Source organism: Pannonibacter phragmitetus DSM 14782, assembly GCF_000382365.1.
In the GTDB taxonomy this organism is placed as follows: domain Bacteria; phylum Pseudomonadota; class Alphaproteobacteria; order Rhizobiales; family Stappiaceae; genus Pannonibacter; species Pannonibacter phragmitetus.
Genome location: NZ_KB908216.1, coordinates 307277 through 320563, shown reverse-complemented (window position 1 = coordinate 320563; position 13287 = coordinate 307277). Strand labels below are relative to the sequence as shown.

Sequence of the window (13287 nt, the reverse complement as noted above, 5' to 3'; positions counted from 1 at the left end):
AGCGTCCCGGCGTCCTTCCAGCGCCCCGGCATCCGGGGCAGAGGCGGCAGACTACACGCGCCGTTCCGTCTTGGCGAGAGATGCCCCGCACAAACGAAACGCCCCGGCTTTTGACCGGGGCGCTCCAGTTTCAGGTCAAGTGACCGGACGAAGATTAGTCTTCGTCGCGGGCCTTCAGAGCGGCGCTCAGGATGTCGCCGAGCGAGGCACCCGTGTCGGAAGAACCGTACTGTGCCACTGCTTCCTTCTCCTCGGCGATTTCGAGCGCCTTGATGGAGACGGAGATGCGGCGGGTCTTCTTGTCGAACTGGGTGATGCGGGCGTCGAACTTGTCGCCAACCGAGAAACGCTCGGGGCGCTGGCCGTCGCGGTCGCGGGCCAGATCGGCGCGGCGGACGAAGGAGGTCAGATCGCTGTCCGCAACCTTCACTTCCAGACCGCCATCCTTCACTTCGATGACTTCACAGGAGACGATGGCGTTCTTGCGCAGTTCGCCAGCGGCGCCAGCTTCGAACGGATCACCGCCGAGCTGCTTGATGCCGAGCGAGATACGCTCCTTCTCCACGTCCACGTCGAGCACCACGGCCTTGACCATGTCGCCCTTCTTGTACTCCTCGATGACCTGCTCGCCCGGGCGGTTCCAGTCGAGGTCGGAGAGGTGCACCATGCCGTCCACGTCGCCTTCGAGGCCGATGAACAGACCGAATTCGGTCTTGTTCTTGACTTCGCCTTCGACTTCCGTGTTGACCGGGAAGCGCTCTGCGAAAGCATCCCACGGGTTCTGCAGGGTCTGCTTGAGACCGAGCGAGATGCGGCGCTTGACCGGATCGACTTCCAGGACCATGACGTCGACTTCCTGAGAGGTCGAAACGATCTTGCCCGGATGGACGTTCTTCTTGGTCCAGGACATTTCGGACACGTGGATCAGGCCTTCGATGCCCGGCTCTAGCTCAACGAATGCACCGTAATCGGTGATGTTGGTCACGCGGCCCGAGAACTTGGCGCTGATCGGGTACTTGGCTTCGATGCCATCCCACGGATCAGTTTCAAGCTGCTTCATGCCGAGGCTGATGCGGTGCGTGTCCTGGTTGACGCGGATGATCTGCACGCGGACGGACTGGCCGATGGTGAGAACTTCCGACGGGTGGTTGATGCGGCGCCATGCAATGTCGGTGACATGCAGCAGGCCGTCGATGCCGCCGAGGTCGACGAACGCACCGTAATCGGTGATGTTCTTGACCACGCCTTCCACGGTCTGGCCTTCTTCCAGGCTCTGCACCAGCTCCGAACGCTGCTCGGCGCGGGTCTCTTCCAGCACGACGCGGCGGGACACCACGATGTTGCCGCGGCGCTTGTCCATCTTCAGGATCTGGAACGGCTGCGGGGTGTGCATCAGCGGGGTGACATCGCGCACCGGGCGGATATCGACCTGCGAACGCGGCAGGAAGGCAACGGCGCCATCCAGATCGACGGTGAAGCCGCCCTTGACTTGGTTGAAGATCTGGCCGGTAACCTTCTCGCCCTTTTCGAACGACACTTCGAGACGGACCCAGCTTTCTTCGCGGCGCGCCTTTTCGCGCGACAGCACGGCTTCGCCGAGAGCGTTTTCGACGCGCTCGAGATAGACCTCGACCTCGTCGCCAACCTTCAGGTCGCCATCACGGCCCTTGACGCCGAATTCCTTCATCGGAACGCGGCCTTCGACCTTCAGACCGACGTCGATGACGGCGAGGTCCTTCTCGATGGCAACGATGATGCCCTTGACGACGGACCCTTCATAGAGGTCGTTCGTGGTGAAGGACTCGTTCAGAAGGGCGGCGAAATCCTCGGTGGAGGGGTTCATTGCAGACATAAAAACTCCTGGTGCCATTGCTGGCGTCGCCGGCTGGGCTGGTGTTGGTGATGGACCCCCATTCCTTCCGGGACACCACTGCAAGGTGGCATCCTTCCGCGCAGAACCTGCCCGGAAGGCAGATCCGGCGCGGGCCGGCGGACGGAAGGCGGAGATCCGTAACGTCCTTGGTTCAGGCACTGCATCAGCGGCTGCCCGAACCGGAATTCCTTCATGCGGCCCATGCCGGCGGAGAGGGGGATGACCCGCCTGACCGTCACAAGGCTGCCTGCTTGATCAAGCCGAAATCCCGCTCTCCGGCATGGCCGGGCGGGTCTTTCCGAGGCTCCTGATCAGGATGCCCGGGCGGAGGTGATGATATCCACAGCCGCCTGGAACGCAGTCTCTATATCCATTCCGGTCGTATCTAGCAAGTGCGCACCGTCCGCCTGACGCAGCGGAGCAACGGTTCTGTTCATGTCGCGCTCGTCCCGGCGCTTGAGATCCTCCAGCACGGAGGCGAAATCCGCCTCCTTGCCCTGCGAGAGGATTTCCGCCGTGCGGCGCCTGGCGCGCGCCTCGGGGGCGGCGGTGACATAGAGCTTCACATCCGCATCCGGGCAGACCACCGTGCCGATGTCGCGCCCGTCCAGAACCGCACCGGGAGGGGTCTGGGCAAAGGCGCGCTGGAGGCGGACGAGTTCATCCCTGAGGCCCGGCAGCACGGCAATGCGCGAGGCGGCCTCGCCAACCTCGTGGGCGGAGAGGGCGCTGCGGTCCATGTGGCCAAGATCAAGACGCCCGGCAATATCGACGGCCACCTTCTCGTCCCCGAGCGGCAGGCCCTGCGCCAGAAGCGCAGCGGCAACCGCCCGGTAGGTGAGGCCGGTGTCCAGATGCCGCAGGCCGAAATGGGCGGCGAGGCGGCGGGCAAGCGTGCCCTTGCCGGAAGCGGCGGGTCCGTCGATGGCAATGATCATGCGCGGGCGTCCTCCAGCTCGCTGATGTCTGCGCCAAGGCCTGCAAAGAGGCTGGTGAAGGTGGGGAAGCTGGTGGCAATCACGGCGCCGTCGTCCACCGTCACGGCCTTGCCGCTGGCAAGGCCGAGCACGAGGAAGCTCATGGCGATGCGGTGATCAAGATGCGTCGTCACGATGCCGCCGCCGATGCCGGAGGCGCCGCCGGTCACGGTCAGCTCTGCCTCGCCTTCCTTGCAAGGGATGCCGTTGGCTTCCAGCCCGCGCGCCACGGCGGCCAGACGGTCGGATTCCTTCACGCGCAGCTCTTCAAGGCCGGGCATGTGGGTGTCCCCCTCGGCAAAGGCTGCTGCCACGGCGAGCACCGGATATTCGTCGATCATGGACGGCGCGCGGTTCGCAGGGACGGTAACGCCCTTCAGCTTGCTGGCCCTGACGCGGATGTCGCCGACGCGCTCACCGCCCGCCATGCGCTCGTTCTCGATGGTGATGTCGCCGCCCATCTCGATCAGCGTGGTGATGAGGCCGGTGCGGTGCTCGTTCAGCAGCACGTTTTCCACCGTCACGTCAGAGCCCGGTGTGATCAGCGCGGCGACGATCGGGAAGGCAGCGGAGGACGGATCGCCCGGCACCTCGATGGCCTGGGCCTTCAGCTCCGGACGGCCCTTGAGGCGGATGATGCGGGCGCCCTGCTCGTCCACGGTCACGGAAATATCGGCGCCGAAACCGGCGAGCATCTTCTCGGTATGGTCGCGGGTGGCGATGGGCTCGATCACGACCGTTTCGCCCGGCGTGTTGAGGCCGGCCAGCAGCACGGCCGACTTCACCTGCGCCGAAGGCATAGGCACACGGTAGGTGATCGGCAGCGGCATGTCGGCGCCGCGGATGGACAGCGGCAGCCGGTCCCCGGCGCGGGCGACGACTTGCGTGCCCATCTGGCGCAGCGGGTCCAGCACGCGGCCCATGGGGCGGCGGGACAGGGAGGCATCACCGACGAAGGTGGCGGCAATCGGATGGGTGCCGAAGATGCCCATGGTCAGGCGCACGCCGGTGCCGGCATTGCCGAAGTCGATCACGTCTTCCGGCTCCAGCAGGCTGCCGAGGCCAACACCGTCGATGTGATAGGTGCCGTTTTCATCCCTGTGGATGCGGGCTCCGGCCGCGCGCATGGCGCCGGCGGTGTTCAGCACGTCCTCGCCTTCCAGCAGGCCGGTCACGGTGGTGCGGCCGGCAGCCAGGGCGCCGAACATCAGCGAGCGGTGCGAGACGGATTTGTCCCCCGGCACGCGGATGCGGCCCGTGAGGGCGGAACCGGCGCGCGAACGCAAGGGGCGGGGCGTCGAAGCGTGAGACATGGTCAATTCCGGAAGTTGCGGAGCCTGAAAAAGTGGTCACTCCTAACACGGGTCCATGCCCCCGTCATCCGCGAGTGCGGGATGGCACGAATTTTTGCTTGCGCAGCGCCTGAGAATGCTTCAGTCAACGAGGCCGGTCATTTGGCTTTGACATGAGGGCGCGCCGCATTTAAGGGCCGCGCCTTGAGCAAGACGGCCCCGGCGTTTGCGGACTGGACAGAGGCGTTCCAGCCCGGAAGTGCCGGAGACAGAATTTTGGACAAACCCTCGAGCACGAACAAAGGGTAAGCACGGTGGCAAAACCTGAACTCGGCACAAAGCGGCTGTGCCCTAGCTGCGGCGCCAAATATTACGACCTGAACCGCAACCCCATCACCTGCCCGAAGTGCGGCACCCTGTTCGACATCGTGTCGAGCAGCCGCGCTGCCAAGGCTTCCCGCGTCGTCCAGCAGGAGGACGAGGACGAGGATGAAGAGGATCTGGTGGCTCCCGAGCTGGTGTCCCTGGAAGAGGCCGATGCCGAGGTCGAGGGCGATATCGTTCCGGATCTGGGTGATGACGACGAAGCGGCCATCGACGATGACGCCGATGACGATGTCTTCATCGAGGACGAGGAAGACGAAGACGAAGCCGTCCCGGGCATCGTTGTCGAGATGGACGACGATACCGACCGCTAAGGCCGGCATCTGCTGAAATGGGCATCCGGCAAGCTGCTGCTGCCGGATCCTATCATCCAGTCTTGAAGGGGGCGGGGCTGCAGGCCATCCGGGCAACCGGTGCGCCGGAGCCTCGCCCCTTGCTGTTCCGGGCCTTTGCCAGCTCACGGATGCGCAGATTTCTGCGGGGTTTTTCAAGGGGTTGAGTTGTCCACAGGCGGTTTTTGATTTTTCTGGCAAAAGCCTCTTGATCAATTCGAAGACCCCCTCTATAACCCGCCTCCACAGACGCCGGTGACCCAAGCCGGTTCAAAAGTTTCGGGGCCATAGCTCAGTTGGGAGAGCGCTTGAATGGCATTCAAGAGGTCGTCGGTTCGATTCCGATTGGCTCCACCACTTCGAGGGTAACCTCGGCGAGGCAGGTTCAGGAAACTGAACCTGCCTTTTTCGTTTTCCCGTCCTGTGCCATGGTCCGGAACCATCTTCGGAAATGCAGCGAGGCCGCATGAAGCACTTTCTTCCGCTCGATCTGGATCAGCTGACGCGCGAGCATGATGCCCCGGCCCCCGAAAAGGTGATCTCGGGGGATCCGCGCTTCACCACCTGGCTGCTTGAGACCCGCGATGGTGAGCGGCAGTTCACCGGCGCCTGGGAATCAACGCCGGGCGCCTGGCGTGTCTCCTATGATGAATGGGAGTTCTGCACGATCCTGTCCGGCCATTCCCGCCTGACGGATGCGGACGGTTCTGTGCGCGATCTGAAGACCGGCGACAGTTTCATCATCCAGCCCGGCTTTTCCGGCATCTGGGAGGTGATCGAAACCACCCGCAAGCTGTTCGTCATCCGTTTGTGATATCAACTCCCGATGAGCTTGGCTCACCGGGAGTTGATCAGGCCCGTGCGGCGCCTGAGCAATCTCAAGGCGAGAGGCGTCAGCATCGAAAGCCTTGGCATAAGAGTATCTGCCGTCACGCAGAGGCGTCTGCGGCTTCCTGTCTGGCGCTGGGCAGCACGCGGTCGCGGCCGATGATGATGACGCGCTCCATGGCCTTTGCAGCGGCCTGAGGGTCGCGCTGGCCGATGGCATCGGCAATGGCGCGGTGCGTCCCGGCGGTCTCGGCAAAGCCTTCCCGGCTGCCCGCAGGCGAGCTGAGGCGGAAAATGCTGACGAGGGCCGCGCCGATGAGGCTGCCGACCGAGCTCATGAACGGATTGCGCGAGGCCTCCAGCACGGCCAGATGGAACTTCATGTCGGCTTCGGCGAAGGCGCGGGCGTCTTCCGCGTCGCGCATGGCGTCGGTCAGCCGGTGCAGGGTGCGGATGTCATCGTCACTGGCGTTGAGGGCGGCCATGGAAGCGGCCGCTGGCTCCAGCGCCAGCCGCACATCGGACAAGTGATTGAAGAGGGCGGCATCGACGCCGCCGCTGAAGTGCCAGCTCAGCACATCGCCGTCGAACAGGTTCCAGAACTTGCGGTCGGTGACCTTGGTGCCGATGCGCGCGCGGGCCTGCACCATACCTTTGGCAGCCAGCGTCTTCATCGCCTCGCGCAGCACGGTGCGCGACACCTGGAAGCGCTCGGCCAGCTCATTGTCACCCGGAAGAACGGCCCCGGAAGGGTATTTTCCTTCCACGATTTCCCTGCCCAGCACATCCACCACGCGCCCATGGCTGTTGCGCGGGGAGAAACTTGCGATACTGGGCTCCATCACGTTCATGTCCGGTTCCCAAGGCCCTCCGGGGGGCCTCCTCTAGCTGGCCTGATGCATGCGCCTGTCCACCCCGCCGGTAAACCAAACCAGGCTCTTCTGCAACAAAATGAAGGCAAAGAGCAGCAATCCGATCACGATCTTGGTCCACCAGCTCGAAAGTGAGCCATCGAAAATGATATAGGTCTGGATCAGGCCCATGATCAGGACCCCGGCGAAAGTTCCGGCCACATAGCCGCTTCCACCTGTGAGCAGGGTGCCGCCGATGACGACGGCGGCAATCGCGTCCAGCTCCACCCCCACCGCCGCCAGCGAGTAACCGGCCGAAGTGTAGAGCGAAAAGACGATGCCCGCGAGGCCCGACAGGAAGCCGGAAAGGGCATAGACCTGCACCGTGGTGCGGCCCACCGGCACGCCCATCAGCCGGGCCGTCTGCACCCCGCCGCCAAGGGCATAGACATTGGTGCCGAAGCGGGTGCGGTGGGCCAGGAAGATACCGGCCGCAACGGTCAGCAGCATGATGCCGCCAATCAGCGTCAGGCGGCCCTTGCCGGGCAGGCGGATGAACATGTCCTGCAGCGTGCCGTAGAACTCATGGGTGACCGGGATGGACTCCGTCGACAGCACGAAGGCGAGCCCCCGCGCCAGGAACATGCCCGCCAGCGTGACGATGAAGGCGGGCATGGCGAGGGCATGGATGATGCCGCCCATGGCGGCCCCGAAGGCCGATGTCAGCGTCAATACCAGCGCGAAGGCCGCCAGCGGGTGTACTGACGTGTCGCGCAGCAGCACGGCCAGCAGCACGCCGGTAAAGGCGATGACCGAACCTGCCGAGAGGTCAATGCCGCCGGAGAGGATGACAAAGGTCATGCCGACGGCGGCAATGCCGAGAAAGGCGTTGTCCGTCAGAAGGTTGCCCGCAACGCGGGTGGACAGCATGGCCGGATACTGGGTGTAGCAGATGGCATAGGCCAGCACGAAGACGGCGAGCGTGATGAGAAGCGGAAGCTGGCGGGATGTCATGGCTTGGACAGCTCCCTCTTGGCTGGTCTTTCCGGCTGGCGGCGCAGCACGGTGAAAAGGCTCTGGATGGCAGGCGACTGGATCAGCAGGATCACGATGATGATGCTGGCCTTGATCACCAGATTGAATTCCGGCGGAAAGCCGGAGATCAGAATGCCGGTGTTGATCGACTGGATGATGAGTGCGCCAAGGGCGGTGCCGAACAGGGTGAAGCGCCCGCCGAGCAGCGAGGTGCCGCCGATGACGACGGCCAGAATGGCGTCCAGCTCCAGCCAAAGCCCGGCATTGTTGGCATCGGCGCCGCGGATATCGGCGGCGGCGATGATGCCGGCCACGGCTGCGGCAAAGCCGGAGATCATGTAGACGGCAACGATCAGCACCCCGGCATTGACACCGGCGAGGCTGCTGGCGCGGCGGTTGATGCCGACGGCTTCGATGAGAAGGCCCAGAGCCGTGCGGCGCACCAGCAGGGCGGCGATGAGGGCGGCTGCCAGCCACAGCACCACCGGCATGGGCAGGCCGAAGAGCGAGCCGCTGCCGACAAAGATCAGCCCCTCATGGGTGAAGGTGAGGATGGTGCCTTCGGTGATGAGCTGGGCAATGCCGCGCCCGGCCACCATGAGGATGAGGGTGGCAATGATCGGCTGGATGTTCAGCAGCGCAACGAGAATGCCGTTCCACAGCCCGCAGGCCAGACCAATCCCAAGGGCAACAGTGATGGCCGCCACGGCGCTGCCGCTGCTGGCCACCGTTGCCGCTGCCGCCGCGCCGCAAATCGCCATGACGGCACCCACCGAAAGGTCGATGCCGCGCGTGGCGATGACCAGCGTCATGCCGATGGCCAGCAGGGCCACCGGTGCTCCGCGGTTGAGAATGTCGATCAGGCTGCCGTAGAGCCGCCCGTTGGCAATGCCGATGTCGAGAAAGCCGGGAAACAGCAGGGTGTTCAGCGTCAGCACCACGGCGAGGGTGATCAGCTGCGGGGCAAAGCGCCGGAAAAAGCCGCCAGCGGCCTCGAGGAAGGGCGTCATTCGGCTGCTCCTCTGGGCTGGTCCTGAGCGGGCACATGTCCATGTCCGGCCTCTGCGATGGCCTGCATCACCTTGTGCGGGGTCACGTCCTCTCCTGTCAGTTCGGCCACATGCGCCCGGTCGCGCACCACGATCACCCGGTGGCTGTAGACCACCAGCTCCTCCAGTTCGGAGGAGATCACCAGCAGCGACATGCCCTTGGCGCAAAGATCCTCGATCAGGCGGATGATTTCCGCATGGGCGCCCACGTCGATGCCGCGCGTCGGCTCGTCGAGGATGAGGAATTTGGGATTGAGCGCCAGCCAGCGGGCCAGAAGCGCCTTCTGCTGGTTGCCGCCGGAAAGCTGGCCGATGGGCTTTTCCCGGCTGGTGGTGCGGATATCGAGGGCCTTGATGTATTTGTCGGCGAGTGCCACCTGCTCCTTGCGCGGCACGGGCCGCATCCAGCCGCGCCGCGCCTGCAGCGCAAGGGCGATGTTCTCGCGGATGGAAAGCTCGGCGATGATGCCGTCATGCTTGCGGTCTTCCGGGCAGAAGGCAAAGCCTTCGGCAATCGCCTGACGCGGCGAGCCGAGTTTCAGCACCCGCCCGTCCATCCGCGCCTCACCCGTATCGGCGGGGGCGGCGCCGAACAGAACTTCAGCGGTTTCCGTGCGGCCGGAGCCGAGCAGGCCCGCCATGCCCACCACCTCGCCCGCATGGACCGCGAGGTCGAAGGGGGTGACATGACCCTTGCGGCCGAACTGGCGGAACTGCAGCGGCGCTTCGCCGCCCGGCTTGGTGAGTGCCACCCGCTCGCGGGTTTCGGCCTCCAGATCGCGGCCCAGCATCAGGGCCACCAGATCAAGGCGCGGCAGCCCCAGGGCGGCACGGGTGGCGACCTTGCGGCCATTGCGCAGGATCGTCACCGTGTCGCAGATTTCGTAGACCTGATCGAGGAAGTGGGAAATGAAGACGATGCCGAGGCCGCGCGCCTTGAGGCCACGTACCACGTTGAACAGCATCTCCACTTCCTGGGTATCAAGGCTGGCTGTGGGCTCGTCCAGGATCAGCACCTTGCCGGAGAGATCCGCTGCCCGGGCGATGGCGATGATCTGCTGCACGGCGACCGGATAGGCCGACAGGCTGCGCCGCACGTCGATGCCAAGGCCGTAGCCGGCCAGCAGCACCTTGGCGCGTGCTTCCATCTCGCGGGTGTGGACCATGCCGAAGCGCATGGGCTGGCGGCCGAGAAAGAGGTTTTCGGCGACCGTCAGGTTACCCAGGAGATTGACCTCCTGATAGACGGTGCCGATGCCCATCGTTTGGGCGTCGAGCGTGTCGCGCGGGTCGATCCTGCGGCCTTCCAGCAGGATGTCGCCCCGGTCGCGCCGGTAGGCGCCGGTCAGGCATTTCACCAGCGTGGACTTGCCCGCGCCATTCTCGCCGAGCAAGGCATGGACCTCGCCCGCCTGCAGGGTGAAATCCACGTTGTCGAGGGCGAGCGCGCCGGGAAAGGATTTGGTGATGCCGGTGGCCTGCAGCAGATGCTGCGGCCCGGCGTGGGTAGATCTGTCTGTCACGGCGCAGCTCCGCGCGGGTCGCCTGTCATGCGGGCGGTCTGAGGCGGTAGGAAACCGGCGGGTGGAGTGCCACCGGTTTCCCCATCAGGAGTGGCTCAGTAGCCAAGATCCTTCTTCTCTTCGTAGACCTTCTGCGGGTCGTCAGCCTTGGTGTAGAGCTTCGATTCCGTCTGGATGAACTTTGCAGGCAAAGTGCCGTCCTTGCGGAAGGCTTCCAGCGCGTCGAAGGCGGGCCCTGCCATGTTCGGCGTCAGTTCCACCGTGGCATTGGCTTCACCGGCGGCCATGGCGAGGAAGATATCCGGCACGGCGTCGATGGAGACGACGAGAATGTCGGTGCCCGGCTTCAGGCCCGCTTCCTTGATGGCCTGAATGGCGCCGACAGCCATGTCGTCATTGTGGGCATAAAGCGCGCAGATGTTCTTGCCGCCGTTTTCTGCCTTGAGGAAGCTTTCCATGACTTCCTTGCCCTTGGTGCGGGTGAAGTCGCCGGTCTGGCTGCGGATGATCTTCAGGTTGTCATGCCCGGCCAGCGCCTGCTCGAAGCCCTTCTTGCGGTCGATGGCGGGGGACGAACCGGTCGTGCCCTGCAGCTCCACCACGTTGCAGGCCTTGCCGTTCACTTCCTTGACCAGCCAGTCACCGGCGACCGAGCCTTCATGCACCAGATCGGACCCCACAGCCGTCAGGTACAGGTCCTTGTCGCTGTCGACCATGCGGTCGAGCAGAATCACCGGAATTTCGGCTTCCTTGGCTTCCTTCAGCACCGCGTCCCAGCCGGTGGCGACGACGGGCGCCAGCAGGATGGCGTCCACGCCCTGTGCGATGAAGGAGCGCAGCGCCTTGATCTGGTTTTCCTGCTTCTGCTGGGCATCGGCAAACTTCAGGTCAATGCCGCGCTGTTCCGCCTGCTGGCGGGTCAGGGTCGTCTCGGCGGCGCGCCAGCCGGATTCAGATCCGATCTGCGAAAAGCCAACCGTCAGCGCCATCGCCGAGGTTGAGGCAAGCGCGACCGTTGCGAGCATCGTCATGCCCGCCAGAGCTGTCTTCAATTTCATTGGTTCCTCCCAGAACACGAATGGCCGTGGCCGGAAGTCAAAAAATCATACTATATTATTATTGTAAAGATGGTGTTTGAGTCCTGATGCAACATTGCATTGTGCATATGCGAAAGCGCGCAGCGCCGGGTGCCCGGATGATGCGAATAAGTCTTTGAAATGTATGAGAGCTCTGCAGGGAAGAGAGGCCTGTATTTTCTCAGGCGGTCTGTTCCTGCAATTGCCCATTGCGCCCGGCCAGGCGGCTTTCGAGGATCAGGCCCTGTTCGGAGAGGATAGGATGGGCAACGGTGACCAGCAAGGAGTTGATCTCCTTGAAGGCCCGCACCAGCTCCAGATGCATGTTCGAGGTCGCCATGCTCGCCGGATTGCCGGTCTGCAGCCGCTTCAGGTGGCGGTTCTGGCTGTCGCGCTCCAGCTTGCGCAGGACTTCCTTCTCGCGCATCAACTGCTCGGCTGAATCGATGTCGGCGGATATCAGCACATTCATCGCCATCTGCATGTTGGCCAGAACCCGCTCGTGCAGGCGGGTGATCTCGGCCCAGCCTTCTTCGGAAAAGCGCAGGCCCAGCCGGTTGCGCTCCTCGGCCAGCGGCAGCAGCATCTTGGCGATGATGTCGCCGATATGCTCCAGGTTGATGGCAAAGTCGGTCAGCTCGATGCTGCGCCGGGCATCTTCCTGCTTCAGCTCGCCCCGGTTCACCTCGGCAATGAACAGCTTGATCTCGGTGTGCCGCCGGTTGACCTCTTCATCAAGGGCGCGCAGCGCGGCAATCTGGCCGTCCTGCGCCCCGGCCAGAAGGTCGATGACGGGCCGGTACATCTGTTCCACCGTTTCGCCCATCAGCAGCAGTTCGCGCTTGGCCGAAGCCAGGGCAAGGCTGGGGATCCTGACGGTCGAGCGGTCCAGCGCGGAGCGCGGGCGCGTCTGCACCGGGTCCGCCACCACCGGCGGACGGGGCAGGATCAGAGCCGTCAGAGCCTGCATCGGCCCGGTAAAGGGCAGCGCCAGCACCAGCAGACCGGCATTGAACAGAACGTGGGCGTTGACGATGCGGCTTTCCGGAGCCGCGCCGAGCCAGTCCAGCGGAGGACTGGCAACCCACAGCGCCAGCAGAGCGGCACCGGCGCCAATGGCCCTGAAGACAAGATTGCCCATGGGGATGCGGCGCGCCTCGATACTGAGCCCGCGCGTCAGCCACACGGCGATGAGCCCTGCGCCCAGATTGGCACCCAGAACCATCGGCAGGGCCGCATTGAAGGGCAGCAGGCCTGCGCCGGCAAGGCTGGCGAGCAGCAGCACCATGGCGACAGACGAATGCATGGCCCAGGTCAGCAATGCGGCAAGGGCGAAGGCGGTGAGCGGGTCGCCCTGCAGATAGGTGATCACCGCCGGCAATGCCTCGCTGTGGCGCAGGGGCGCGGTCGCCTCACCGATCATCTTCAGCGACAGCAGCACGAAGCCGATGCCCAGAATGATGCGGCCCAGCTGGCGCACCTGCCGGGCTTCAAACTTGAGGAACAGCACGCAGCCTGTCAGCAGCAGGAGGGGTATCAGTTCGGAAAGATCGAAGGCCAGAATGCGCACCACCAGCGCAGACCCAAGATCCGCCCCCAGAAGCGCAGCAAGGCCAACGGAAGCGCCCAGCAACCCGCTGGCGGCAAAACCGGCGGCCAGAACGCCCACGGCCGTGGAGCTTTGCAGCAGGATCGCCAGCACCATACCGGCCATCGCCATGCCAAGGCGCCCGCCCTTCGCCTGCCGCAGCGCATCTCGCAGCGCCGGGCCATGCGCCCGCTCCATGCCGGTGCGCACCATCCGCACGGCCCACAGCAGAAGCATGACGGCCGCCGCCAGATGCAGGATGACAAGAAAGGGGTGCATGGCGTCTCCAGAGATACCTGTCAGGCGGGAAGGCTGGTTGTGCACCGGCGGCACATTCAATCTTCCCTGATAACCTGCAATGACGGAAATGATAAGGCATGCGTGCCGTAATGTCGCGGAAACGTGCGAATCTGACGGTTGAAAACAAATAAGCTGGCAAAATTGATGGCGGCAGGTGCCGGTTCAACCTGGCGTGGGCG

At 64.3% G+C, this 13287-nt stretch carries 11 protein-coding genes and 1 tRNA gene; 3 read left to right on the top strand and 9 right to left on the bottom strand.

Features of this window, described 5'->3' with window-relative positions; translation table 11 throughout:
• Positions 1–154 precede the first annotated feature (154 nt).
• From rpsA to aroA, 3 genes are all read right to left on the bottom strand, one after another.
• Positions 155–1852, bottom strand: a complete 1698-nt coding sequence (rpsA, locus tag H163_RS0106435; RefSeq protein WP_026355521.1) for a 30S ribosomal protein S1 — start codon at positions 1850–1852, stop codon at positions 155–157.
• A 332-nt stretch (positions 1853–2184) separates the two neighbouring features.
• On the bottom strand, positions 2185–2811 hold the full coding sequence (cmk, locus tag H163_RS0106425) for a (d)CMP kinase (RefSeq protein WP_019963735.1): 627 nt from the start codon (positions 2809–2811) through the stop codon (positions 2185–2187).
• Positions 2808–4163, bottom strand: coding sequence for a 3-phosphoshikimate 1-carboxyvinyltransferase (aroA, locus tag H163_RS0106420; protein WP_026355520.1), 1356 nt, complete (start codon positions 4161–4163; stop codon positions 2808–2810). Before aroA ends, cmk begins: the two co-directional genes overlap by 4 nt.
• A gap of 293 nt (positions 4164–4456) precedes the next feature.
• On the opposite strand from aroA, the gene H163_RS0106415 reads away from it, so the two are divergent.
• The 3 genes from H163_RS0106415 to H163_RS0106405 all read left to right on the top strand — a co-directional run bounded on the left by H163_RS0106415 (position 4457) and on the right by H163_RS0106405 (position 5672).
• A complete protein-coding gene (locus H163_RS0106415; RefSeq protein ID WP_019963733.1) occupies positions 4457–4840 on the top strand; it encodes a TIGR02300 family protein in 384 nt (127 codons plus the stop codon).
• Positions 4841–5139: 299 nt separating this feature from the next.
• Positions 5140–5215, top strand: a tRNA-Ala gene (locus H163_RS0106410).
• 109 nt (positions 5216–5324) lie between these two features.
• On the top strand, positions 5325–5672 hold the full coding sequence (locus tag H163_RS0106405) for a cupin domain-containing protein (RefSeq protein WP_026355519.1): 348 nt from the start codon (positions 5325–5327) through the stop codon (positions 5670–5672).
• A 115-nt stretch (positions 5673–5787) separates the two neighbouring features.
• Here H163_RS0106405 and H163_RS22310 read toward each other — a convergent pair whose 3' ends face one another.
• From H163_RS22310 to H163_RS0106375, 6 genes are all read right to left on the bottom strand, one after another.
• Positions 5788–6528, bottom strand: coding sequence for a FadR/GntR family transcriptional regulator (locus tag H163_RS22310; protein ID WP_019963731.1), 741 nt, complete (start codon positions 6526–6528; stop codon positions 5788–5790).
• Between the two features lie 42 nt (positions 6529–6570).
• Positions 6571–7551, bottom strand: a complete 981-nt coding sequence (gene yjfF, locus H163_RS0106395; protein ID WP_019963730.1) for a galactofuranose ABC transporter, permease protein YjfF — start codon at positions 7549–7551, stop codon at positions 6571–6573.
• Positions 7548–8582: an ABC transporter permease gene (locus H163_RS0106390; RefSeq protein WP_019963729.1), complete on the bottom strand. Its 1035-nt coding sequence runs from the start codon at positions 8580–8582 to the stop codon at positions 7548–7550. The genes yjfF and H163_RS0106390 overlap by 4 nt, the downstream gene beginning before the upstream one ends.
• A complete protein-coding gene (gene ytfR, locus H163_RS0106385) occupies positions 8579–10144 on the bottom strand; it encodes a galactofuranose ABC transporter, ATP-binding protein YtfR (RefSeq protein WP_019963728.1) in 1566 nt (521 codons plus the stop codon). The genes H163_RS0106390 and ytfR overlap by 4 nt, the downstream gene beginning before the upstream one ends.
• Positions 10145–10239: 95 nt before the next feature.
• A complete protein-coding gene (gene ytfQ, locus H163_RS0106380) occupies positions 10240–11202 on the bottom strand; it encodes a galactofuranose ABC transporter, galactofuranose-binding protein YtfQ (protein WP_019963727.1) in 963 nt (320 codons plus the stop codon).
• 199 nt (positions 11203–11401) lie between these two features.
• Positions 11402–13087 (bottom strand): Na/Pi cotransporter family protein, encoded by a 1686-nt coding sequence (locus H163_RS0106375; RefSeq protein ID WP_026355518.1) that lies wholly within the window; start codon positions 13085–13087, stop codon positions 11402–11404.
• Between the last annotated feature and the right edge of the window lie 200 nt (positions 13088–13287).

Coding starts and splice junctions, on each gene's coding strand:
- rpsA (WP_026355521.1), bottom strand. CDS start 1,852: ATGTCTGCAATGAACCCCTCCACCGAGGATTTCGCCGCCCTTCTGAAC.
- cmk (WP_019963735.1), bottom strand. CDS start 2,811: ATGATCATTGCCATCGACGGACCCGCCGCTTCCGGCAAGGGCACGCTT.
- aroA (WP_026355520.1), bottom strand. CDS start 4,163: ATGTCTCACGCTTCGACGCCCCGCCCCTTGCGTTCGCGCGCCGGTTCC.
- H163_RS0106405 (WP_026355519.1), top strand. CDS start 5,325: ATGAAGCACTTTCTTCCGCTCGATCTGGATCAGCTGACGCGCGAGCAT.
- H163_RS22310 (WP_019963731.1), bottom strand. CDS start 6,528: ATGGAGCCCAGTATCGCAAGTTTCTCCCCGCGCAACAGCCATGGGCGC.
- yjfF (WP_019963730.1), bottom strand. CDS start 7,551: ATGACATCCCGCCAGCTTCCGCTTCTCATCACGCTCGCCGTCTTCGTG.
- H163_RS0106390 (WP_019963729.1), bottom strand. CDS start 8,582: ATGACGCCCTTCCTCGAGGCCGCTGGCGGCTTTTTCCGGCGCTTTGCC.
- ytfQ (WP_019963727.1), bottom strand. CDS start 11,202: ATGAAATTGAAGACAGCTCTGGCGGGCATGACGATGCTCGCAACGGTC.
- H163_RS0106375 (WP_026355518.1), bottom strand. CDS start 13,087: ATGCACCCCTTTCTTGTCATCCTGCATCTGGCGGCGGCCGTCATGCTT.